Raw genomic sequence first — 23,811 nt, 5'->3', positions numbered from 1 at the left:
TTTATATATATGAAAAAATACATATGTAAATATTCGCATGTGTTTATTTGTTATGCAACTTTGGGTTTGATTGATATGTAATTTTTGATAGTAAGAAAAAGGGGGGTTCTAATTATTTAGCTTAATCTGTGATTTATTCTTCACTGGCTCGAATTTTTATAAATCGACTAGCAAGCTAGTTAAGTTACCCTGCTATTCGATTGAAAACCTATAAGTTTAAGGAAGCACTGAGGACTATGAACTGTGAAAAAAAGGCAGGTATCTTTGGTTTTTAATGCTAATACAAAGAAAATCGCATTCTGCCAACCTACGCTAAGTTCGCTTACACTTCGTCTTCTATTTCTTTTGCCATGGTAAGAATTTCAGACAAGATGTCCCCTTTTACATTTAATACTTCAAGAATGATAAGAAATAGGCTCGTTGGCATTAGTCTGTTAGACACTTTGTTGCGCAGGTTGCCGGGAGTGAGAACAATACCTTTTTGTTCAAGCAGTTCTGCTAACTGTGGATACGTTACCTTTTTTTGTTTTAGCTTCATGCTTAAAAAGCGTGAAAACGCCTCACCGTAAGGGGCAAGGGCTAGATTATTTTGAATACTCGTTTGTTGATCCATAAAAAATACCTAAGTAGTTTACATTCACGCCAATGTATTAGATAAATAGCCTATATTGCGCACCGGTATTGCTACAGCGTAATACTGAATGCAAACAGGGCTAGGCATATTAAATGCTAAAAGTTACCTGTATTGATATAACACAAATAAATTTTAAGTGTAACAAAATAATAATTAGTGCAATATAAAACTTGCAAGTGTTAGTTATATGTGACATTAATTTAAATACCAATAGAAATATGGAGATCAAAATGGCTTTTAATACCGAACAACTGAAAACGGTGTTTTCAACACATCCAGATTGGGTTGTTGAACAAGAAGGTGACTGTGTAAGCATTTCAAACGATGAAGGAATTGATGTGTTTGTTTATGCGGGTGAAACACAGGTAGTGGCTGAAAGTGTGTTGTTTCCGGTAAGTAGCGTTACAGATGCTTCAGGACTGAATGAACTGATTTTAAAAAGTCATCAGTTGGTTCCACTTTCTACTGTAGGTATTAGTTCGATATCTGGGCAAGAATATTACGTGGCGTTTGGTGCGTTGTCTGTTGACAGTAAAGATTCAGTGCTTGTTGAGGAAATTGAGTCTTTGTTTGCCAATATTCCAGAATTCCTTGAACTTTATGAAGATTATATCAATTAGGAGCAAGTCACATGAGTCTTAAAAAATTATGGACTGCGTTAGTAGGCGCAACAAATGAAGGGCTTGAAGCGGCCGCAGATACGCAAGCCATCCGAATTTTAGAGCAAGAACTTCGCGAAGCGAAAGAAGAGTTAAGACGTTCAGATCAAAGCCTGACTAGCATCATGGCAAAACGTAAATTAACCTCGAATAAGGTTGCTGCGTTTCAGGCAGATATCGACAAATACTCAGAGCATGCCGTGTCTGCAAGTGAATCAGGTAATATGGAACTTGCGGTAGAATGTGCAGAGCGCGTTGCTGATTTAGAAAGCCAAATGGCAACTGAACAATCGATTCTTGATGGTTTCGAAAAGTCAGAGAAAACCCTGAAAGACAATATTGCTAAAGCGAAAACCAATGTACGACGCATGGAACAGCAAATTGATCAGGTAAAAGCGACTGAATCAGTGCAAAAGGCGCAAGCAGCAGCATCTACCCATCATGTTGGTGCTAACAGCAAAGTAAAAACTGCATTAGATAGCCTTGAACGTGTTAAGCAAAAACAAGCGATGCGAGCAGCTGAATTAGAAGCCGCTGAAGAGCGCGCGGCTGATGAATCTGGCAGCAGCCTTGACGAAAAATTAAAATCAGCAGGTGTAACACCGGGTGGCCAAACATCGGGTCAGGACAAACTTGCACAACTGCTAGCGAAGAAAAACGCTGGTTAGTCAGTAACCAATTTAAAAAGAGATAACTCAGTTATCTCTTTTTTAGTTTTTAAACAGTAAACATCACTGTAGACAACTGGTTAGCCTACATGTAACGTTAGCAACCTATGAAGCAAAGTTAAGGAACATTGATGTTCAATTTCTTCAAAAAAGACAAACCAAAAGCGACCATCTCAACGCCAGAAATAATGGGCTTGCGACTCGGAGCAAGTTTTGAAATAGATAAACTCGCGATTAAGCTGATACTTGATGAGCTCGTAATAGGTGATTTTGCCGCGACCCAGATTATTCAGGCCGTTGGCAAAGTCGATATGGATGGCACCTATCTTTTTCGGTTTTACACAGATGATGAAGCATGGCTTCAAGTAATTTGTGAAGGCCAACCAACAGCCGAGAATGTGGTTGATGTGAAGTTGTTTTACTACTTTGATACCTTGGATATTCAAAACCAAGCACAGTGGGAAAAACTACTCAACCAACAAATTGGCACGCCTACCTATACATTGGACGGGCATGAATACAATCGCGTATGGACCTCAATGGGTGATTATCACAACCCAGTTCATATGGCCGAAAAAACCTTCGATGGTAAATCTCAACCCAGTGAAACAGACCAATTCACCATGCTGTTTGAACGTGAATTAAGCGATGGCACAACCGAGTCGCTATTTCTTTCAGCAGAAGAATCGCTTGAATCGTCAGGCAATCTTTCACGGTGTTTGGTAATTAGCACTGGCATAACGTTAAGCTCTTCTCAAATAACAATACATGGATAAAGGAGTCCAATAATGGAAAACGGTTATGATCTGATCGCCGGTGTCACTAATTTTGCAATGTCGTTTGGCATAAGCTTGGTATTACTTTTTGTGTTCAAAATACTGTTTGCTTTTGTAACGCCACACGATGAGTGGAAACTCATCAAAGAAGACAAAAACGCAGCGGCTGCAATTGGCTTTGGTGGTGCGGTAGTGGGTTTTGCTTTGGCACTCGCTGGCGCGGTAAGCAACTCTGGTGGCATATTAGACTTTGCAATTTGGGGCGGTATCGCGCTAATTGCGCAATTACTCGCGTTTGCAATTGTGCGTTTTGCCTTTATGCCAAAAATCGTCAAACGTATTGAAGATAACGAAATCAGCGCTGGTGTAATTCTCGCTTCGACCAATATTGCCGTAGGCTTATTAAACGCTGCAAGCATGACATATTAATAGGGAGGTCATGATGAAAAAGACCAGACATATTGACTTATCATTGCTGCGCAAAAAAGTACGAAAATTCAGCCTTGCACCACTTTCTGTTGGTGTTGCAGCGGCGCTTGCAGGATGCTCAGGTGAACCACAGGAACGTGTTAAAGTAGTGTCATCGGTTGATGATTGTGTTGACCAAACTGAATTGTCGGTTGAACAATGCCAAGCTGCTTACCAAGAAGCCTTGGCAGAAGCTGAACGCACCGGACCACGTTACCAGCACCAATATTTATGTGAAGCTGACTTTGGTCAGTGTCAGCAATCCAGCTCAGGGTTTTTTACGCCGTTTATTACCGGTTACATTGTAGCTGAGATAATTGATGAAGTAGGTGATGCGTTTGAGCGTAAACATCGACGCCGCTACAACCCTGTATACACCTATCAAAAAAGTGGCTCTAAACACCGTCAAAAAATAATGACTGCGGATGGCACCATTTTAGGTAGCGCTGGCAAAAGCAGCTATAAAGTGCCTAGCTCTGTAACCAAACCAAAACCGGCCGTAACACGCACGATATCGCGAGGTGGGTTCGGCGCTCAGGCATCTGCTAAGTCTAACTGGGGCGGTGGTAAGTCTTCTTCTCGCGGTTGGGGCGGCTAATATGCTACGACTCCCAATAGCGCAACGACCAAACTGGCAGCGAAAAGCCGAAGAATTTGGCTTTAAATTTCACACCATGTATGGGGAAACCTATTGGGATGAGTCTGCTTATTATCAATTTAATCTTAAGCAAATAGAAAACGACCTGGAAAAACCGACTGAAGAGATACATCAGATGTGCTTGGAAGTTGTTAGCCAGGTCCTTCACGACGAAATGCTACTTAAGCGTTTTTGTATTCCCGAGCAGTACTGGGATTTTATTCGCCAATCATGGGTCAATGGTGACCCAAGTTTGTATTCCCGATTAGACTTTGCTTATTCAGGCAATGGGTCAGCAAAACTATACGAAAATAATGCAGATACCCCAACGTCAGTTTACGAAACCGCTTTTTGGCAGTGGTTATGGTTAGCTGATAACGTTGATAATGGTGTAATTGTAAAAAAAGCAGACCAATTTAACTCGCTGCAAGAAAAGCTTGTTAATCGTTTTAAAGAAGTCGAATATTTAACGCCCGACAGGACTTTACACTTTGCCTGCTGTAAAGATTCAGAAGAAGACCGCGGCACAGTGCAGTACATGGAAGATTGCGCAATCGCCGCCGGAATAAACACCAAATTTGTTTACATCGAAGAAATAGGTATAGATGCAGATAACCGCTTCACAGATTCAGATGATCAGGTTATCGACTGGATGTTTAAACTGTACCCTTGGGAATTTATGTTTCAAGAAGAGTTTGGCAACCTGTTAGGCAAACAAAACATGCGCTGGATGGAACCGCCATGGAAAGCGATTTTATCTAATAAAGCATTGTTGCCAATGTTATGGCGCTTGTTCCCAAATCACCCCAATTTATTGCCTGCATTTTTTGATGATGAACTGCACTTAGCGCAAGAATGTGATGTGTTGGTTAAAAAACCAATATTCTCTCGCGAAGGTGCTAATATTTCATTTGTTGATAGTCGAGGTAATCCTATCAGCGGCTCATCAGGTTCAGATGGCCCTTATGGTGAAGAAGGGTTTATCTTTCAAGCCAAGCATGCGCTACCGAAATTCGGCCAAAACCACACACTTATTGGCAGTTGGCTGGTGGACGACCAAGCCGCCGGAATTTCAATTCGAGAAGATGATAGCGCAATTACACAGGATATGAGCCGTTACTTGCCACATGTTATTGTCGATTAACGCCCATTTATTGGCGATATCACGTTAAACCGTATCGAGGATCAATAGTTTAATTTATTGACCCTCTCCAACGTCCATTATTCAGCTGATAAAGATTGCGGCGCACTAACGGGGGGAGCGTCCTGATTCAGCTTTTATATAGTGAACGTTTTTATAAACGCAATATTGTATTTAAGCAGACTTAAATTTTAGATCTTCACTCGATTTGGAAATTAGGATATTGAAAACAACCGTTTTCTGATTGCGCTCGGGAAAGGTTTAACAAAAAAACCTAAAAAAATTCACCCCCAAATTAATAGTCGTCCGTTTATAGCTTTAAACCATCTATAAAAAGAGACAGATTATGAAAACAAACAAAACCTTAATCGCATTAACAATCGGCACGCTATTTATTTCTGGTTGTTCGAATCAAGAGTCGGAAACAACAATTGCAAAGCAGCCTGAAAATGAAAAACAAGCCCAAACTACTATAGAAAATAAAGAGGTTGCAGAGGTTGAAAAAATTACTGTGACGGGTAGTCGATTGGCTGATGTGCAAACTGATGGGGGAGCTGTGGAATATATGAAAGCCAGTCAGCCGCAAGTCTTAGTGGCAGCACCAGCAATGAGAAAGCGTATTGTGCCACCGCCACCACCTGAATATTTTACGCAGCCTCAAAACCAAGATAGCTACCTGCCGAGTGATAGCAACGGGGTGTTTCAAACTGCAACCACACCGCTTTCTACTTTTTCGGTTGATGTTGATACCGGAAGTTATGCCAATATGCGTAGCTACTTGAGTATGGGGCAAAAACCTCCACAAGATGCCATACGCGAAGAAGCCTTTATTAATTATTTTGACTACAACTACCGCGTACCAGAAGATAAATCACAACCCTTTGCTACTTTTACTGAATTAGCGCCAGCGCATTGGAGTGATGAGCGCCATATTTTGCGAATTGGTTTGCAAGGTTATGATTTACCAGTGAGCGAACGCAAGCCGTCTAATTTGGTGTTTCTAGTGGATGTTTCGGGGTCGATGCATAATAAAAACAAGTTGCCTTTACTGGTGCAAAGTTTAACTATGATGGTTAAGCAATTATCGGCAAGGGACACGGTTAGCTTGGTGACTTATGCAGGGAATACGCAAGTAGTACTCAGCCCAACTAAAGGTAATGAAAAGCAAACCATTATCGATGCGCTACAAAAACTACAAGCTGGTGGCGGTACGCATGGCGAAAGTGGTATCAAAATGGCTTACCAAGCGGCGAAAAAAGCATTTATTAAAGGCGGGGTGAACCGCATAATTTTAGCCACTGATGGTGACTTTAATGTTGGCACAACCAATATTGATGCACTCAAAGAGATGATTGCTGACAAGCGCAAACAAGGCATTTCGTTAACAACACTTGGCTTTGGCCGCGGTAACTACAACGATGCCATGATGGAACAATTAGCAAATATTGGTGATGGCAATCATGCCTATATTGATACTCTGCACGAGGCGCAAAAAGTACTTTTAAGGCAAATGAGCGGCACACTGCAAAGTATTGCTAATGATGTCAAAATCCAGCTCGAATTTAATCCAGCAGAAGTTAAAGAGTATCGTTTGATTGGCTATCAAAATCGTTTACTGAAAGATGAAGACTTTAATAACGATAATGTCGATGCAGGCGAAATTGGCGCAGGTCACACCGTGACGGCGCTATATGAATTAACGCTCGCTGGCAATAAAGGGCAAGTTGATGTGCTGCGCTACCAACAAAAACAAGTGGTCAACTCAAGCGATGAACTGTTACAGGTGAAAATTCGCTATAAATTACCGGGCGATTTGGAGAGTAAATTAATTAGCCAAGTGGTTAACAAACAACATGTCTTAAATGATTTTAATAGCGCAAGCCAAGACTTTAAATTTGCCACGTCAGTCGCGGCATTTGCGAAAAAATTAAAGCAGAGTAAGTACTTAGGCAGTATGAATTACCAAGATATCGCCACAATTGCACGAGCAAATAGGGGAGATGACCCATTTAACTATCGCGGTGAATTTGTTAACTTGGTTGAACTTGCCAGTGCTTTATAGCTGAATCACCATAGCCTATATGACTCAAAAAATTGAACCACACATGGATACGGACGAGGCACTTATGCTTGATTATGGAAAAGGTGATCAAGCTGCCTTTTGTGCCCTTTATGCCCGTCATAAAGGGCCCTTGTATCGTTATGTGTGTCGCCAATTAGGCACAAATCATCACAGTAAAGCACAAGAATTATTTCAAGAGGTGTGGCTGAGGGTAATTGATAATCGCACCCGTTATAAAGTTGAGGCTAAATTTAGCACTTGGCTTTATCGCATCGCGCATAACTTATTGATTGATGAACTCCGAAAGTTAATGGCGCGCGGGGAACACTTGTCTTTGGTGAATGACGAACAAGGGGAAAGCGATCATATTCCTATTGCATCAAATCAAGGGCATCAAGAAAATACTTTGCACAATAAGTATTTGCAGCAGGCGATAAAACATTGTGTTGAATTACTTGTGCCGCAACAACGCGAAGCGTTTTTGCTGCGCCACGAAGCAGGGTTTGAGCCCGAACAAGTGTGCGACATTGTTGAGGCAAAACCTGAAACCGTTAAAACCAGATTACGCTACGCTATGTCGCAACTTCGTGAATGCTTGCAGCGTAAAGCGGGTACAACTGAATTAGGAGGCGAAAGGCAGGTATGAGTAAGCTATTTGATGATGAAGAGATCATTAAGCTTTATCAACAAGATAATGACGAGATGCCGCCAAAAGCCCTCGATGAGGCCATTTTAGCCCACGCGTCCGATGCAATTAGCAAAGAGCAGCCCGTTATCATAAAGCCAAACCGCTGGTGGCATTATTCAGGTATCGCAGCAGCAATGGTTGCTATCGCCGTGTTCGCACCTTGGCAGTATTATCAAGAGCCAGATTTTGAATCAGAATTAAAATCAGTAGAATCAATTAATAAGCCTGCGTTACCGCAAGCCAAGAAAACAGCCAAACGTGAACCACAAGTTGAAATGATGGAACTATTAGCAGATGACGTGCAGTTAGAAAAAATAGAAGTAACGGGCTCAAGAATTGAACGCGTAGCCCCAGAGCAAAAAGCGCGATCCGTTCCAGCACCACCGCCGGAAATGCTTAATTTAAAAGGCGTTGCAACACGTTCTGAGTTCAACGTTGTTTTAACTAAACTTGAAGAAGATAACAAAGATGGGGCAGAACAAGCGCTAATAGAATTACTGAAAGCAAAACCAAAACTTCACGATAAAATCCCTGAAGCGCTTGAGGGTTTATATCAAGAACTACTTAAAAACGGCAAATTGGCCAAGCCAGAGTAGTGAGGAAGTGTAAAAACGGGCTTAAATCACACATTAGTGAAAAAGTAGTAAAGTGTTAAACGCAAGGCTGGGGCAAAACGTAACTCCACCTTCTCATTCGCTTTTAAACGTTAATTGTGTGCTGCAGATCTACTTATATAGCTAATGTTTTGAAAGTTATGCATAAAACGCAGATAAGAATCTGCATTTTATGCCTTTGTTGATTATGTTTTGATGGGTTATTCTGATTTTAACGCACGCATATCTTTTATTAGCTCTTCTAATTTTTTAAATTGTCGTCCGTAGATCATATTTAAGTCTAGGCGATAGAGCGCTGCTGAATATTTTATCACCACCAGAAATAGCACAGTAATAACAGCCCACACATAACCAGGAATATCCAGAAAAACATACTCAGTTGGGTAGGCTTTTAGTAACTGCGCCATCACGCGAGTGCCAGCATCACTCGCAAGTCCTTGCGTCACCATTCCAATGTAAAATAATGGGTAGAAAAACTTGTAGTATACAGCGTATCGCATTATTGAGTGTTGAAGCCATGCATTAAAGCTTTCTAAATACTCTAAACTACTTTGCCCTTTCGATAAGTTGTACGATTTATCTAACTCTTTTCTCGCCATCAGCACCAACGGAGCCAGTAATACACAAATATATATGCCAAGCCAAGGTGCGCCGATTAAGCTCATCACAACTAGTAACAGCAAGGCCCCAATTACGATTGCTTTAATGTTCACAGCAAACATATGTTGCAGTTTATCAACTAAGTTTTGAGATTTTCTGTTATATAAGTCGTTAACTTTAGGCGCTACTAGTTCGCCTTCGCTGATAAAGCCTTGTTTCCACATTGTTTCAATTGATTTGTTCATGTGTTCACTCCTGCGCGTTTATAAACTTGTTCAATCTTTTTTTAATGCGCATAATGCGCACGCCAATACTGTTGGTGTTAGCACCTATTATTTCTGCAATCTCGCTGTAAGATTTTTCTTCTAAATAAAGTAAAATTACTGCTCGGTCTATCTCAGACAGATGTTTTATGCCGTTGTAAAGCACGTTAATGTCGTCTGAATTAAATGCTTTTAAATCATCTTGTACCTCGTCGGGTAACGCATCAGACACAAAGTGTTTTTCGCCCTGCTTACGCTGTTTTAAATTGGTTAAGCATACATTTAAGGCCACTTTGTAAACCCAAGTAGACCATTGTGATGCAGCATTAAAACTGTCTTTGCTTCGCCATATTTGCAGGCATACCTCTTGGTAATAGTCATCAAAATCTTCTTGGCTATGTGTGTATGCCCGGCATATTTTGATGATGATTCCCGCATAGGGCAGTATCGATTGCTGATAAAAATCGCTTCCCATTCACCTTGTTCCGTTTTGTATTTTTTTTAGTTAGTAGATTAAAGACGCTGTTTATTACAGCTTATGGGAATTTTTTTTCTGAAGGAAAGTATTTGAAGAAAAAACATTAAGAGCAAAGGTCAGCTAAAGTTAACGTTTATCAATAGCCTAGTAAGCAAATCACCAAGTAAATTTGCTACGTTTATTCAATTTATCTTACTTTAAATACTTATTTGTAATTTATTAGCCGCTTAGGTAACGTTTTACCTAAAAAGAATAAGGCGACTACCGTGGGTTTAGAACATAACGCAAATCAAGTTTCAGCGCATTTAAGCGAGTGTGCAAATTGTGAAACGTCATTAGAAGATAAATTTTGCCCTTCATGCGGGCAACGCTATCGCTCAGAGCGATTATCGTTAAAAATGCTGTTGATAGACATTCCATCGCAATGGCTTAACCTCGATAAGGGCTTTTTTTACACGTTCTTTCAACATTTTAAATCGCCGGGTTCCGTTGCAAAGCGTCATGTAGATGGGCAAAGGGTTATTTTTACTAATCCGTTAACCTATTATTTGATTGGCGCAGCAGCGCAATTACTAATGTTGTTTGTGTTTAAAGACGTTTTATCTGAAAAAATGATTGCGCAAGTACAGCAATCTCCCGAAATGCTCGAAAGTTTAAAAGGTCTATTGGGAGAAAATGCCCCTAAAAAGTATGCTGATTTGTATTTGTCGGTAATCAATCAGGGCTATACCTACTTAGGGTTTATTTTCTTGTGTATTCCGTTTGCACTTTTTCTACGTTTATTTTCCAAAAAGCATAGGCAGGTTTATAACACCGCAGAAACACTGGTATTCTCTTTTTATACTATGGGGCATTTTGTGTTATGCACTGGATTATTGGGCTTTATCAGTATGATGATTAACCCATACTTTCATGCACCGATCTCAGTTTTAATTTGCTTTGTATTTGGTTGGCTCTCTTGTCGCGGCTTTTATGGCAAAGCGTATCACAATGGCTTTGCATCTTTTTTTGCGCTTGTGCTGACGTTTGTAACCTTTCTGTCCACTCTTGTAATTATGATGGGAATTGCACTGCATACACGATAAAACCATATTTTATATAGAGAGTTTTCAAGTGGTGATGCTTGGTAAGGCGAATTCGCCTACCAAGTATCATTATCGTCGCGCTTGCTAGCCCTATTTTTACCTGTAAAACTCACCTCGTTAAAAAAGCCGATAAACGTAAATAATGCTACCCACAGCACCCATAAATGATTTGGTGCAGTAAACAGGTTAATTAATGTTAACCCGATAAGCAGTGGCAAATGTCTTAAGCTGTATTCAATAAAGTGTTTAATTACGTTGTTCATGATGTCTCTCCTTGTTTAGTTGATGTAATAATTGTGGCAAATGACTACGCACGGCGCAGCTGCCAAATGTCATTAATCTAGGATGACAATTGTCATTAATTGCCGTTTTATTTGTTAGTGAGTGTATGTACTAACTTTTCTCCTTTTTGCTACGTTATTTGTAGTCACACTACCGGCTTGCGGAACTGATACTTACGCGTACGGTCGGTTTTTGATAAATATTCCAAAGTGTCGCGTCGCTGAGTTCAATAGGTATACCAAACGAGCTTGTTGAAGTGTAAGGGGGTCACGATTAGAGTAACCTTAAGTAGTAAAGATTTTGCAGCGTATCGGGCGTTATTACGCTATTTTATTTGGCTAGGGTAGTTGACGGTTAATTGCACGAAATAATGATAGATAGCAATAACGTTAAGATAATTTAATGTGTTTTTAAGGATCAGGTTCAAGCTTATAGTTCGGCTTAAAAATAAAAAAGCGCATATGAAAATGCGCTTTTTAAAAATTGAGGTGTATAAAAGTTAGTTTGTTTGTTGTGGCGCGTGTGGAAGTACCGCATTTAAAATAATGCCTAAAATGGCGCACAAGCTAACACCCTGTAGGCTGAATTCATCACCACCAATGTGCATACCACCAATTCCGAAGACTAAAATTAGTGCAATAATCGTGAGGTTTCGTGGTGCGGTTATATCTTCGCCGGACTTCATCAACGTATTTAATCCTACTACCGCAATTGAACCAAATAATAAGATCATAATTCCCCCCATCACAGGCACCGGAATTGTCTGTAAACTCGCGCCCATTTTTGCCACAAATGCTAACACAATCGCTATAACTGCGGTCCATAACATCACGCGTGGGTTAAAGTTACGGGTAAGCATTACTGCACCAGTTACTTCTGAATAGGTTGTATTGGGTGGACCGCCAAATATGGATGCAGCGGAAGTGGCTAAGCCATCGCCCAGTAGTGTGCGGTGCAGCCCTGGCTTTTTCAAATAGTCTTTACCTGTTACTTGGCTAATCGCCATCATGTCACCGATGTGTTCAATGGCCGGAGCAATGGCTACTGGCACCATAAATAAAATTGCTTGCCATTTAAACTCAGGGTAGGTGAATGTTGGTATTGCAAACCATTTAGCATCGCTTACAGCAGCAAATTCAACAATGCCCATAAACAGTGACACAAGGTAGCCTGTGATAACGCCTGCTAAAATAGGCACAAGTTTAAATACGCCTTTACCCCACACAGCAAATATTAATGTCACTAGTAACGACAAACCAGAAACCCACAATGCATGATCATAAGGCACTAGCTGCGCACTACCATCACCTGACTTGCCCATAGCCATGTTCACTGCGACAGGCGCGAGTGCTAAGCCAATTACCATAATTACTGGGCCAACCACGACAGGTGGCAATACTTTATGCAGCGCATTTACACCCTTAAGTTTTACAATGATACTCAGTGCAAAATAGCAAAACCCTGCCACCATTAAGCCGCCCATTGTAGCGGGCAGACCCCACATCTGAACCGATGCGATGATCGGTGCGATAAACGCAAATGACGATGCTAAAAATATAGGGACTTGGCCTTTCGTCACAATATGAAACAGCAACGTACCGATACCTGCTGTAAACAATGCAACATTTGGGTCTAAGCCCGTAAGCAAAGGTACTAATACCAAAGCACCAAATGCCACAAACAGCATTTGTGCACCTGTTAAAATGGTTTTTAACGAAAATGTTTTATGATTTTCCACGGGAAGGCCTTAAACGGTACCAAAAATTTTGTCACCGGCATCTCCAAGGCCAGGAATAATATATCCTTTTTCGTTTAAATGGCTGTCTAGTGATGCGGTAAAAATCTCAATATCAGGATGTGCTTCAAGGGTTTTTTCTACGCCTTCAGGTGCAGCAACCAGTACAATCACTTTAATATCTTTACAGCCTGCTTTTTTTAGCATGTCGATAGTGGCAATCATTGAGCCACCTGTTGCTAACATTGGGTCGATAACAAGGCTTAAACGTTCATCAATTTTGCCCACGAGCTTTTCAAAATAGGGGACTGGCTCTAAGGTTTCTTCATTACGTTGAAGGCCAACAACACTTACTTTGGCGGATGGAAGTAATTGCATTACGCCATCCATCATACCAAGACCTGCGCGTAGAATTGGCACTACAGTAATTTTTTTGCCTTTAATGTGTTCTACATTGAGATCAGAACCATCCCAGCCCGTGATTTGCACATTTTCTAGTGGTAAATTTTTTGTTGCTTCGTATGTGAGCAAAGTACCTACTTCAGACGCTAGCTCACGAAAACTTTTTGTACTAATGCCTTGTTCGCGCATAAGGCCAAGTTTGTGTTGAACCAATGGGTGAGTAATGACATGGATAGACATATGTAGAACCTAAATGAAATAAATTACGCTTATTTTAGCGTAAAATCGCATTTTAGACCGCAAAAAATACATGATAACTGCATAAATTTATGGGGGACACTATTTATGTCTTGGTTAGAGTTTAAAGGTTATGTCAGGTATTAAAAATAATAATGTGGGTGTGTTGTGTCAGAGAGTAATATGATTTAACTATCACCTATTGTCGGTCCAATAGGCTTACTGTTTGAAAAAATTGAGTAACGCTCAAATCAGCAGCCCATTGAAAACTAGGTAACGATTGACGCTTTATTTGTCGTGGGGTATGCGCACCACAATTTTTCCTTTGGCTCGCTTACTCTGGCTACGTTGGTGTGCAAGTTTTATATCTGAAAGTGGATAACTTGAGTCAATAATTACTTTTACATCGCCGCTATCGATTAGTTTTGCAATCGCGTTTAAATCATCGCGATCGGGAGTTACCCACAATCGGTGGTAATTAACCTGATGTGATTTAGCTAATGAATCCGAAATTTTATCAAGCAATGAAATTAAGTAACCCTCTTTTTTAACGACATTAAGTGAGCGTTCAACGATATTATCACCGCCTACTGCGACTAATACAAAATCCAACTCTGAGACTTTTTCGGTGAAATCGTGTTGCTGATAATCAATAAATTCATCAACGCCTAAAGATTGTACAAAAGGCTCGCTCGCCTTTGATGCTGTGCCAATTACATAGGCACCCAATGCTTTTGCTATTTGTACAGCGAACATACCAACCCCACCACTGGCGTTGTGAATCAAAATTTTATCGCCGGCGTTCAATTCGCCTGCTTTGGTTAACGCTTGCCAAGCAGTTGTTGCTGCTAAGGGCACAGCTGCAGATTGTTCAAAGTTGAGTGTGCGAGGTTTACTCGCAACTAAGTCCGCGTCTACGGCGATATATTGGGCGTAGGCGCCTTGTTTTACAATTGACGTGTAAGCATAAACCGCTTGGCCAAGTGCAAAATGTGTTACTGCGCTGCCTATTTGGGCGATCTCGCCAGCGGCATCCCACCCTAAAATTAATGGTAATGTATGTACATTATGCTCTTTAAAAACACCGTTACGTACCATCCAATCAACCGGGTTTACAGCACTGGCATGTACTTTTATCAATACCTGATTATCAAGAATTTCGGGTATAGGTTGGCGGCCTAAAGTTAAGTTATCTTCCTTGCCGTATTGTTCAATGTATGCTGCTTGCATGTTTGCTATTTCCTTATTTTGTATTGGTTTTAATTTTTTGATAGCTGTATCTTTACCGATATTATTGATATGGTCTAATTGATGGTTTGTATAGAATACATTGTTTAAATCAATGTATTTGCTGAGTGAGCAGAAATAGTGAGATAAGGAAATTTGCAGTGGCGTTAAATGATTTAAATTTAATGGTAATTTTTGATGTGATTATGCAAGAACGCTCGGTGACTAAAGCATCTCATCGCCTTGCTATGACACAACCATCTGTTTCTAACGCTATTTCTAGAATGCGTCATGTATGGCAAGACCCTGTTTTTGTAAAAGACGGCCGGGGTATTAAGCCAACGCCTTTTGCCGAATCGATATGGCAAAAAGTGAGGCAACCACTGGTTGATATCCGTCATGCCTATCAAGTAACGAAAACCGATCTTCGCCAAGTAGCCAGAACAATTCGTATTGCCAGTACAGATTGGATGACCGATTTATTTTGGTTGCCACTACGAAAACGCATTGAGCAACATGCGCCTTTACTTAACTTGCACGCGGTGCCTTACCGGGTAAACGGTGAAAAGTTATTGCTCGATGCCGATGTGGATATGGTGCTCGATTATTCTGAGGGCTCTCATGATCATATTCACAGTCAATTATTGTTTAATAATCACTTTGTTTGTGCCATGCATCCACAACATCCATTAGCCAAAAAGCAGCTCACGTTAGCTGATTATTGTTTGTCTGAACATCTATTAATGTCGTTATCAGGAGATGCTAAAGGGGCGGTGGATATGGTTTTAGCGCAATTGGGTCATAGTCGTCGTGTTGCAATGACAGTAAACCACTGCGCTAATATGGCGAAAATATTAGCGCATACCAACCTAATCACAACCATTCCCTTACCATTGATTGTCAATGAAATAGCGCAAGGCTCACTGATTATCAAGCCATTACCATTTACTTTACCGCCAGCGCCTATTTCCATGACTTGGCATATGCGTCAACAACGAGATGACGTACATAGCTGGTTAAGAAGTCAGGTATTAGAAGTTGTGAAGGATGAGATTGCCCCGTTAATTACGGCGAACAGTGAACACATTCAGCTAGCATAATAAATCATGTTGTGTGTTTGATTGCTCCGAGCTAGTTGTGTCGAGAGATTAGAATAACGATCGGTGCTTTAATACAAAAACTCATATTTTGCGACGAGATTATCGTATTCTTTTGTTTGTTTATAGATGCTCATCGCCCGATTGAAGTCAAGCATCAGTTTTTTATCGATAAACGCAATGTGATAGGTCGTTTTTGGAAATAATCGATGAATGACCACATTAGCCATATGTGAACTGCCAATTAGCTCATTGCTTAAATAGTTAAAAATATTGATGTCCATAACTACAAAATCGACTTTGCCTTTTAACAGCATCTCAACTTGTTTTCGCTGATTGGGTAATTCTAAGTACAGTGGGCTTTTTTCGGCGGCTTTTCGATATTCATCACCAAGAACCACCGACGCGTTTTGAAATGCAACAATAGAATGATTTTTTAGCTCTGATATTGAGTCGATTTCAATACTGCGTCCTTTCAAACTGATGGCAGCATTTTGATATGAAATATAGGGGTCACTAAGCACTAAGCCTTCTATATCCATATGCTCGTTCATTGTTAATGCGGCGTCTACTTTTTTTACTTTAATGAGTGTGTTTGAGCGGCCAAATGGCACATACACGTAGCTGACAGAATAACCCATATTAGCAAATATTGCTGACACCATATCGAGTTCAAAGCCAGAGTTTCTTTCTTCAATCACATAAGGTGGTTTATTCCAACCAACAGAAATTGAAAGAGAGTTGGCGATAGCAAAGCTTGAGAAGCCGTTAACTGTTAGTAGAAACAGATAGGTCAGAACTGCATAGCTTCGCGTTAGTTTTGCTCGCTTTATATCCATAAATCTCGCCCTTTTGTCCACATTATTTGAGCTTAGGTCAAAGTATCTCGGTTTGATAATTAATTGTAACAGATCAGCGTAAATTACGCGGGTAAAAGACCGATAGGGCACGGATTCGATGCATTGTATTTTGCCATTGCTTCTTGTTTTGGCGTGTATTCGTGTATTATTGCGCTATCAATAGCGCAGTAACATTAAAAGTGAGAATTAAGCACAATGGCAAGTACAGCACATGCTCTACACATTTTGGTAAAACATAAAGAGCAAGCGGAAGATATTCTCAAGCAGTTAAAAAAAGGGGCGAAGTTTCAAACCTTAGCTAAGAAGTATTCGAATTGTCCGTCAGGTAAAAAGGGTGGTGATTTAGGAGAGTTTAAACGTGGCACCATGGTGCCTCAATTTGATAAAGTGTGTTTCTCTTGCGAAGTGCTCACCCCACAATTAGTTAAAACTAAATTTGGTTGGCATATTATTAAAGTGCTTTACCGCACCTAAACGACACTAAGCGGTATAAAAGCTGCTATCGCTGCCCAAAATGAATATGTGTTTAAAATAAATACACATAAAAGCGGCATTTCAGCCGCTTTTAAAATGGTTATTTTAGCTCGCTCGGACACTGCCAAGACGCTGTTTTTTGGTGTGTGTATTGATAACACAACCCGTTGCTTTTAATCTCAATGTCGTTAATAAAGCCTGTTAAATCATTAAAGCTTTGTTCGCCAACTTGATTAAAACAACGTAAAAAACCATCACCTACCAAGCAGGTATTCTGTTTATGTTGTGTAATCGCATACACATGAGAAAAACCATGTGTTAATGAGGTAACTTGTGCTGCGTTTTGACCCCAACATTGCCACTGAGCATTTTTAAATTGCACGCAGGCCGTGTTATTCCCAACCATATTTAGGCGTTCAATTTCGCCTGATAGCGTAGGAGTGTCGTTCACAATTGGATTTGCCGAATTACCAATACATTCCACAGCACTATTTTGTGTGAGTAAACAGGCAACTTCGTCATTCAATTTTAGTTGTCGGAGTTGGGCGGTATCAAGGGTAAACCTGATAGTACGGCCATCATAAACACACACAGTACTGCGACCACTCACGGAGCAACTAATATCGTCCTTATCAATTCTTAGTGTGCGATACATATTAATGAGTTTGTCGCTTTGCGTTGTTGACTCATTTTGATTAAATGATGCGTTTAGGCTTATTTCACCGTGAAACGACGGTGAACTTGCGTAGCTAAATTCGCCACTATCTGATTGCACAATATCACCAATCGGTGTGTCAGTTTGCCACAGGGCGGTTTCTTCGCGCAAGGTATCATCATGGTAAATTTGGTTGAATAATGTTATTTGAGAGCCCGCGTAAAACTGCTCGGTTAATCCAGGGTAAATGGTAAAATGGGATGGTTTTAGTCTTAGCTTAAAGTAATCATTTACTTGGTAGTCGCCCACAAACGCAGTAACTTGCAACGTGGTTTCTGCTTCTGTGGTGATGTTATTTGATAGCAGTGCCAGCTCAATTGCGTTGTTAACTAACTTGGCATTTTTTGTTGCAAATGGCGTTACGGTGAACGGTAAATCAATGGCTACTGAATCAATCAAATCATACGCATTTGATACACTCAATGTGAAATTACTCGTTTCGCCGTTATATACAGGCAATGGGCGGTCGATATTATGCCCGATGTTTAGCTCAGTATCTAACGTGTAGGGATTTAATACGCGAATCGATTGAGTGAAGGTTTGCTGGCTACCATTGGTTAAAGTGAGCGTTGCCTGTGCTTCTAAATCAATAAAAAAACCTCTGCTTACTTCAGGTACAGTAATGTTTAGACGATGATCTTTGGCGTGATAATCTTGTTCAGTAAGGTTATTTACAGTCCAATTAATGCTAGAAATTTGCTCTGGATTTTCAGTTATTACATCAACAAAAACCGCATGCCCTTTTACTGCTAAAGTACGATTTGCTGCCAAGCTAATGTTTGAATAGACAGCAACATCTTTGATTGTTACAGGTATCTCCGCAATTTGTGTTTGGTTTGCACTTGTTACGCTTACTTCAAGTATCAGCGTTTGGTCGCTATCAACTTGAGGTGCTTTAAACGATACCGTTTTTGAATCGTCACCGGTAAGCGCAATTTCACTATTGTGCCAGCGCCACTTAATTTCAGATTGGCTGTTACTTGAATTTATCGTCACGCTTATGCTGGCGTCTTTGCCTTCATCAACATCGTAGCGTTCAGGTAGTGATATCGACAAAAAGTCTGAGGTGTCTGGGTTGATTGTAATACGTGTGTGCTTTTGTGAGAGCTGATCATTGGCGGTAACCGATATAATGGCGTTAAACGATTGTGTGTGAGTTACGTTAGGCGTTAATAGTATTAATGATGATGTGGCCAAAGTGCCATTTAACGAATTTTGTACATTTACATCTGTATTAATTGGTTCATCTAGCTGCCACGAAATGTCTGAAATAACGTGATTCGCTTCGATTTGTGTCGTTAGCTCAAAATAACTGTTTTCTTTAGTAGAATACGCATCAAGTAAGTCAAACGTTACTTGCGCAGATTTAGGCTTTATTGTGACCGTAATATCCTGACTAGTCGTTGCATTTTTATCGTCTCGCGCGGTTAAAGTTAACGTTAGTGTGGTTTCTGTTGTTACAGTTGGTAATTGAACGCTGGTTATTGCAAGTGTTGATTGGGTGATAGTAACTTGGTTAATATCGTTCGACCAAGTTAATGAAACCGTGTCGTTTTCAGGATCAGCTACTTGATGTTCAATAGTAAGTATTGCACCACTTTGAGCGGTGAAGGCAGATTCAATTGTCAGTTGAGGGGCGCTGTTAACAACCTGAGGTGGTTTTTTACTTGATGAGCCGCCACAGCCAACTAACAGCATTATGGTTAATAAAATAATTGCGTCACGCATCCTTGTTCCTATTTAAAGTATTAACTCTAGCCCGCGAATGTACATACAAAGCTCACAAGTTAATAGAGGGTTGGGACGATAGGCATTTAACTGATGACCAAAGCATTTATTCTTTTGATTAGATTAGAGCGTGAAGGTCAACATGCGCTAAAGGACAATAAATTGTGAGCGTGTGTTTAGGGTGTGCCTTGTTGGTGTAATTACTTATTGTTTAACATGGTAGTCGAAATAAATTACGCTTGATGCGCACCTTACCGCTATGTAAAACCCATACCAAGTAGTCTTAAAAACTTGTGGTCCGACAAGTGACTTGTTAATCTCAAAACACTAATAACTATAAAGGCAACATCATGCAGGAATTTTTCGAAAAGTATCCAATTCACACTAAAATTAACGTTGTTTGGGGCGAAATGGATGCGTTAGGGCATGTAAATAATGTGTCTTATTTTCGTTATTTTGAAACAGCACGAATCGATTTTTTAACACAAACTGGTTTGCTTTCAGTGTTGTCGGACCCGACCAGCAGCCCGGTATTACGCGATACCTACGCGCAATACAAACGCCCTGTGACCTTTCCTGATACCTTGTATATTGGTTCATATATTACCGATATTAAAAGTGACCGTTTTACTATGCGCTATGAAGCGTTCAGTGAATCGCAGCAGGCTATTTGCACTACAGGCTATGCCAATGTAGTGATGTTTAATATGAAAACAGGGCAAAAATCACCTATTTTAGAAGATATGTTAGCGGTACTAAAACAGTACGAAAAAGACGAGTAACTAAACAAATTTTGGCTTTTAATAAGCGTTACTTTTAAAACGTAAAAGGGGTCAAACTAGACCCCAACACTGTTATATATTTTAATAATGAGACGCTTTTAGCAAGCGACCCGCCTAAACGGCATTTTTTGTTTATAAGTAATGCGGCGCCAAGCCCACTCTAATGGCCCATATTGAAAATGTGTTAGCCACCATTTACTTAGCAGAGACTGTAAAACAAAGCTCATTAGTGCAATAACAAAACACATCAGCGGGCTAAGTGTTTGGTAAAGCGAAAGCCCTAGATTTGTGAATAAAAACAAGCCAATTACACTGTGAAGAATGTAATTACTTAGTGCAAGGCGACCAACATAGCTAAATTGCATCAACAGTCTTTTTATAAAGACCCGGTGCCAAAGCCAAGCAATTGTCCACAAGTAACAAAGGCCAAAGGTAATATCACTTAAAAACATTAATTTAAACCATAATGGCCTCAGTAAATCTTGGCGATAAAGATCGCTCTCCGGTAACCAAAAAAGGAAAACTACACGATAAATGCTGGTTAAAACCAATGCAAAAATTGCCGGGTTTTTAAAATAGGCTAGCCATTGTTTTGAACCTAATGTAAGCGTACTTTTACCAGCAGCAATACCTAATGTAAACATCGCAAATGCCATTGGCGCAAGATAAAACAATAGCATAGGTAAGTTTGCCATATATTCGTGAAAACGAAGTTGTATTGTCTCAAAGTATGTGCCTTCGCGCAGCGTGCTGATAATCCCTTGTTCACCATACGCTAACAGACCTTTATCTAGGGGCGTTTCTAGGCTTTTTAGAAATAATTTAGCAAGGTTGTCATAAAACGGAAAAACTAATAAACCAACGGCAATCAAAGATAAAACGCGTACATTTAATTTAACCATGGCTAAACTAAGCAGACCTAAAATAGCATATAAATGTAATACGTCTCCTGACCAAAACAAGGATATATGTAGTGCACCAATTACGAATAATGCGCTCATTCTACGTGTAAAAAAGCCTAAATAAGTTTTGTTGTTTAACTGTTTTTTAATGATTTGCGAAGTGATACCAAAACCAAATAAAAACGAGAAAATAGGGAAGAACTTATTGTAAAAAAAGAGTTGTAATACCCGATTTATAACTTCGCTCGTTGTATCTTGAAATTGGCTTGAAAAGGCATCTTGGTTGATAAATAAACAATGCATGATTGTGATATTAATAAAAAAGATGCCGAAAATGGCAAATCCACGGAAAATATCGAGAAGTGGATCTCGCTGAGTTGGTTTCATTGTATTTGTTATTATTGTTTTTTTATTAATGATGACACGGTCGAATGCCTAATGCCAGAATGAATGCAATGATGGACCGGGTCCTACAGTGATAAGTGTTTTTACATATTAGTTAGCAGTAAAAAACATAATTTCAAAAAATTTAATCTTGTTTAAACCTTTTCAAAAAAAGTTTCGTCTAATACAAGGTCTCAAATAAAAACAATAATGGAAGAAGATGATTATTAAGCGTTTAATTTTAGTATTGCTATGTGTTTTTGCTTTCATGGCTAAAAGTGTGTTGGCGAGTGAGCACACGCAAAACTTACAAAACATGTTAACGCCAGCGCAGATGAAAGAAGATATAAATGCTTGGCAAAATTTCGTGAAGAAAACTCACCCCGATTTAAGTATTCGAATCAAAAATATTGCCGAATTTGAAAGCTCTCTTACGGCCTTTAAAAAATCTATTACCAAACCAAAGCGTGTAAACGATTTTTTGTCACAATTTGCACAATTTAATAGCCAATTTAACGATGCGCACATGTTAGTTTTTACGCGTAGCCAAAAAGGGCTCGCAAAAGAAGTGATTAAAAAAGAAGGGTTATTTCCTTTCGAAGTGACTGTTAACAAAGGCAAAGTGTATCTAGCAAGCTTACTTAGCGGCAGTGAATCTGCGTATGCTAAATCTGAGATTATTAGCATTAATGATCAGCCAATTAGTGGTATTTATAATACTTTAATTACACGCATGTATGGCGACACTATAAAACACCGTGAGCGTTTATTATCAGACAAATTTGCACTTTTTTACTGGTTGTTCGTCAATAAAACTGAGCATTTTAAGCTTGAAATTAAAGAGGGGGCATCTTCTCAAGTTATTGAGATGTCAGCTGCTAAAATTTTACCTAAATCATTCAACAGCAAAACATTTGAACAAACGTTTAAGTTTGAAATTTTAAATCAGCAACAAGCACTTTTAACAATTGATGAGTTTTGGTGGCAAGACAAAAAGCGCTTTTATGGTTTTACAGAAAATGTTTTTAAGCAGCTAAAAGAAAAGCAAATTCAGCACCTCATTATTGATGTGCGCAATAATGGTGGCGGCGATGACGATATGTGGAAACATGGTATTGTTAAATACATCGCAAACAAGCCGTATCAACATACCAGCAAATATACTAAAAAAATTATTGCAAAATATATGGATGAAGGCGAAACCGAAGGCGATGTAGTAACGAAAGTATTCGACCGTTTTGAGCAACCAGTAAAAGATGAGCCGTTAAAGTTTAACGGTAAAGTTTCGGTTGTTGTGGGGGGTTATACATATTCTTCGGCAATTTTATTCGCCAACACTATGCAAGATTTTGGTTTTGCTGAAATTGTGGGAGAAGAGTCTGCGGGCTATTCGTGGCAAACCGGGGGCATTCAATTTTTTACACTTCCGCATTCAAAACTAAAAGCCGTAACGCCTCGTTTTTATTTAGTAAGACCAAGTGGTACACAAAAAGGGTTACCAGTCACTCCGGATAAAGAATTGAAAGACGATTTGCTAAAGCCGAAGCTGATAATTGACAAAATAGTGGATGAATTTAATTCATTAGCTAACTAAACAAAAAAGCCTTTCCGCAGTTATAGTGGAAAGGCTTATTTTAATTGTTTTTTATAATGGTAAAACAGTTTTATTGTTTGCTTCATAGGCTGTCCTAAAGGTTACTTTGTTAGCATATAAATGCCGCCAATTACTGCGCCAGTTACAATAGCACTTGCCATACCTGCAGTAATTAAACCTGCAATAACAAAGGTGCTAAGTGACGCGACCATTAAAATATCTACTGAGTTTGCATTGTTCATTTGAATTATCTCTATATTTAAATTTGTTATTTAGTTAATAAATAAGTGCTGCCAATTACTGCACCTGTTACGATTGCGGTTGTCATACCAGCAGTTACTAAACCTGCAACTACAAATGTTGTTAAACCAGCTGCCATTAAAATTTCGATTGCGTTTGACGTGTTCATATTATGTTTCCTATTAAGTGTTGTTTGAGTAAAGCGTTTTGCTTGAGTTAGAGAATAGGCGAATTGACGCTACGATCCTGCCCTTTGTGATGTTTGGTCAAATAAGGTGATATTTGGAAAATATCGGTGATGAAATAACACGGCAGAGTGTGATTTAAGTTTATTGAGATTTAAGCGTGTTACTTGTCTGTATTTTGCAACTATTCTGTT

26 protein-coding genes are annotated in these 23,811 nt (G+C 39.6%); 14 read left to right on the top strand and 12 right to left on the bottom strand.

Features of this window, described 5'->3' with window-relative positions:
• Positions 1-322 precede the first annotated feature (322 nt).
• Positions 323-613, bottom strand: coding sequence for a DUF6471 domain-containing protein (locus tag L1068_RS17690; protein WP_010558713.1), 291 nt, complete (start codon positions 611-613; stop codon positions 323-325).
• A 251-nt stretch (positions 614-864) separates the two neighbouring features.
• Between L1068_RS17690 and L1068_RS17685 the strand changes: the two genes are divergently transcribed.
• From L1068_RS17685 to L1068_RS17645, 9 genes are all read left to right on the top strand, one after another.
• Positions 865-1,254, top strand: a complete 390-nt coding sequence (locus L1068_RS17685; protein ID WP_105172560.1) for a DUF2170 family protein — start codon at positions 865-867, stop codon at positions 1,252-1,254.
• Between the two features lie 11 nt (positions 1,255-1,265).
• Positions 1,266-1,961: a PspA/IM30 family protein gene (locus L1068_RS17680; RefSeq protein WP_054979595.1), complete on the top strand. Its 696-nt coding sequence runs from the start codon at positions 1,266-1,268 to the stop codon at positions 1,959-1,961.
• Positions 1,962-2,092: 131 nt separating this feature from the next.
• Positions 2,093-2,737 (top strand): YjfK family protein, encoded by a 645-nt coding sequence (locus L1068_RS17675; protein WP_010558716.1) that lies wholly within the window; start codon positions 2,093-2,095, stop codon positions 2,735-2,737.
• Between the two features lie 12 nt (positions 2,738-2,749).
• Positions 2,750-3,166 (top strand): DUF350 domain-containing protein, encoded by a 417-nt coding sequence (locus L1068_RS17670; RefSeq protein ID WP_054979597.1) that lies wholly within the window; start codon positions 2,750-2,752, stop codon positions 3,164-3,166.
• Positions 3,167-3,179: 13 nt separating this feature from the next.
• Positions 3,180-3,803: a DUF1190 domain-containing protein gene (locus tag L1068_RS17665; RefSeq protein WP_054979598.1), complete on the top strand. Its 624-nt coding sequence runs from the start codon at positions 3,180-3,182 to the stop codon at positions 3,801-3,803.
• 1 nt (position 3,804) lies between these two features.
• Positions 3,805-4,986, top strand: a complete 1,182-nt coding sequence (locus tag L1068_RS17660; protein ID WP_237131297.1) for a glutathionylspermidine synthase family protein — start codon at positions 3,805-3,807, stop codon at positions 4,984-4,986.
• A gap of 343 nt (positions 4,987-5,329) precedes the next feature.
• Entirely contained in the window at positions 5,330-7,045 is a 1,716-nt protein-coding gene (locus tag L1068_RS17655) for a VWA domain-containing protein (protein ID WP_237131296.1), read from the top strand.
• Positions 7,046-7,088: 43 nt separating this feature from the next.
• Positions 7,089-7,691 carry a sigma-70 family RNA polymerase sigma factor gene (locus tag L1068_RS17650; protein WP_237131295.1) on the top strand — a complete coding sequence of 201 codons (603 nt, stop codon included), beginning with the start codon at positions 7,089-7,091 and terminating at the stop codon, positions 7,689-7,691.
• Positions 7,688-8,329, top strand: coding sequence for a hypothetical protein (locus L1068_RS17645; RefSeq protein ID WP_237131294.1), 642 nt, complete (start codon positions 7,688-7,690; stop codon positions 8,327-8,329). Before L1068_RS17650 ends, L1068_RS17645 begins: the two co-directional genes overlap by 4 nt.
• 218 nt (positions 8,330-8,547) lie before the next feature.
• Here L1068_RS17645 and L1068_RS17640 read toward each other — a convergent pair whose 3' ends face one another.
• Entirely contained in the window at positions 8,548-9,192 is a 645-nt protein-coding gene (locus L1068_RS17640) for a hypothetical protein (RefSeq protein ID WP_237131293.1), read from the bottom strand.
• Positions 9,193-9,196: 4 nt separating this feature from the next.
• Positions 9,197-9,685: a sigma-70 family RNA polymerase sigma factor gene (locus tag L1068_RS17635; RefSeq protein ID WP_237131292.1), complete on the bottom strand. Its 489-nt coding sequence runs from the start codon at positions 9,683-9,685 to the stop codon at positions 9,197-9,199.
• Between the two features lie 269 nt (positions 9,686-9,954).
• Here L1068_RS17635 and L1068_RS17630 point away from each other — a divergent pair, with 269 nt between their 5' ends.
• The gene (locus L1068_RS17630; RefSeq protein WP_237131291.1) at positions 9,955-10,773 is read left to right on the top strand and encodes a DUF3667 domain-containing protein; all 819 of its coding nucleotides are present in this window, start codon (positions 9,955-9,957) and stop codon (positions 10,771-10,773) included.
• Between the two features lie 56 nt (positions 10,774-10,829).
• Here the strand turns inward: L1068_RS17630 and L1068_RS17625 are convergent, their stop codons facing one another.
• The 4 genes from L1068_RS17625 to L1068_RS17610 all read right to left on the bottom strand — a co-directional run bounded on the left by L1068_RS17625 (position 10,830) and on the right by L1068_RS17610 (position 14,659).
• Complete coding sequence (locus tag L1068_RS17625) at positions 10,830-11,036, bottom strand: XRE family transcriptional regulator (protein ID WP_237131290.1); 207 nt, start codon at positions 11,034-11,036, stop codon at positions 10,830-10,832.
• A 518-nt stretch (positions 11,037-11,554) separates the two neighbouring features.
• Positions 11,555-12,793: a solute carrier family 23 protein gene (locus L1068_RS17620; protein ID WP_237131289.1), complete on the bottom strand. Its 1,239-nt coding sequence runs from the start codon at positions 12,791-12,793 to the stop codon at positions 11,555-11,557.
• Between the two features lie 9 nt (positions 12,794-12,802).
• Positions 12,803-13,432 (bottom strand): uracil phosphoribosyltransferase, encoded by a 630-nt coding sequence (upp, locus tag L1068_RS17615; protein ID WP_054979607.1) that lies wholly within the window; start codon positions 13,430-13,432, stop codon positions 12,803-12,805.
• A gap of 285 nt (positions 13,433-13,717) precedes the next feature.
• Entirely contained in the window at positions 13,718-14,659 is a 942-nt protein-coding gene (locus L1068_RS17610) for an NADP-dependent oxidoreductase (protein ID WP_237131288.1), read from the bottom strand.
• A 158-nt stretch (positions 14,660-14,817) separates the two neighbouring features.
• Here L1068_RS17610 and L1068_RS17605 point away from each other — a divergent pair, with 158 nt between their 5' ends.
• A complete protein-coding gene (locus L1068_RS17605) occupies positions 14,818-15,756 on the top strand; it encodes a LysR substrate-binding domain-containing protein (RefSeq protein ID WP_237131287.1) in 939 nt (312 codons plus the stop codon).
• Positions 15,757-15,824: 68 nt separating this feature from the next.
• Here the strand turns inward: L1068_RS17605 and L1068_RS17600 are convergent, their stop codons facing one another.
• The gene (locus L1068_RS17600) at positions 15,825-16,592 is read right to left on the bottom strand and encodes a transporter substrate-binding domain-containing protein (protein ID WP_237131286.1); all 768 of its coding nucleotides are present in this window, start codon (positions 16,590-16,592) and stop codon (positions 15,825-15,827) included.
• 216 nt (positions 16,593-16,808) lie between these two features.
• Here L1068_RS17600 and ppiC point away from each other — a divergent pair, with 216 nt between their 5' ends.
• Positions 16,809-17,087: a peptidylprolyl isomerase PpiC gene (gene ppiC, locus L1068_RS17595; RefSeq protein ID WP_010558734.1), complete on the top strand. Its 279-nt coding sequence runs from the start codon at positions 16,809-16,811 to the stop codon at positions 17,085-17,087.
• 100 nt (positions 17,088-17,187) lie between these two features.
• On the opposite strand, the gene L1068_RS17590 is transcribed toward ppiC, so the two are convergent.
• Positions 17,188-19,530 (bottom strand): hypothetical protein, encoded by a 2,343-nt coding sequence (locus tag L1068_RS17590; RefSeq protein WP_237131285.1) that lies wholly within the window; start codon positions 19,528-19,530, stop codon positions 17,188-17,190.
• 350 nt (positions 19,531-19,880) lie between these two features.
• On the opposite strand from L1068_RS17590, the gene L1068_RS17585 reads away from it, so the two are divergent.
• Entirely contained in the window at positions 19,881-20,312 is a 432-nt protein-coding gene (locus L1068_RS17585; protein ID WP_237131284.1) for a thioesterase family protein, read from the top strand.
• Positions 20,313-20,410: 98 nt separating this feature from the next.
• On the opposite strand, the gene L1068_RS17580 is transcribed toward L1068_RS17585, so the two are convergent.
• Positions 20,411-21,601, bottom strand: a complete 1,191-nt coding sequence (locus tag L1068_RS17580; protein ID WP_237131283.1) for a DUF418 domain-containing protein — start codon at positions 21,599-21,601, stop codon at positions 20,411-20,413.
• Between the two features lie 217 nt (positions 21,602-21,818).
• Between L1068_RS17580 and L1068_RS17575 the strand changes: the two genes are divergently transcribed.
• The gene (locus L1068_RS17575; RefSeq protein WP_237131282.1) at positions 21,819-23,192 is read left to right on the top strand and encodes a S41 family peptidase; all 1,374 of its coding nucleotides are present in this window, start codon (positions 21,819-21,821) and stop codon (positions 23,190-23,192) included.
• A 101-nt stretch (positions 23,193-23,293) separates the two neighbouring features.
• Here the strand turns inward: L1068_RS17575 and L1068_RS17570 are convergent, their stop codons facing one another.
• Positions 23,294-23,434: a hypothetical protein gene (locus L1068_RS17570; RefSeq protein WP_237131281.1), complete on the bottom strand. Its 141-nt coding sequence runs from the start codon at positions 23,432-23,434 to the stop codon at positions 23,294-23,296.
• A gap of 26 nt (positions 23,435-23,460) precedes the next feature.
• Positions 23,461-23,601, bottom strand: a complete 141-nt coding sequence (locus tag L1068_RS17565) for a hypothetical protein (RefSeq protein WP_237131280.1) — start codon at positions 23,599-23,601, stop codon at positions 23,461-23,463.
• Positions 23,602-23,811: the final 210 nt, after the last annotated feature.

The sequence above is a fragment of the Pseudoalteromonas sp. MMG024 genome (assembly GCF_021654175.1).
In the GTDB taxonomy this organism is placed as follows: Bacteria; Pseudomonadota; Gammaproteobacteria; order Enterobacterales; family Alteromonadaceae; genus Pseudoalteromonas.
Note: the sequence above shows the minus strand (reverse complement) of the source record. Positions and strands in the feature narration are given on the sequence as shown.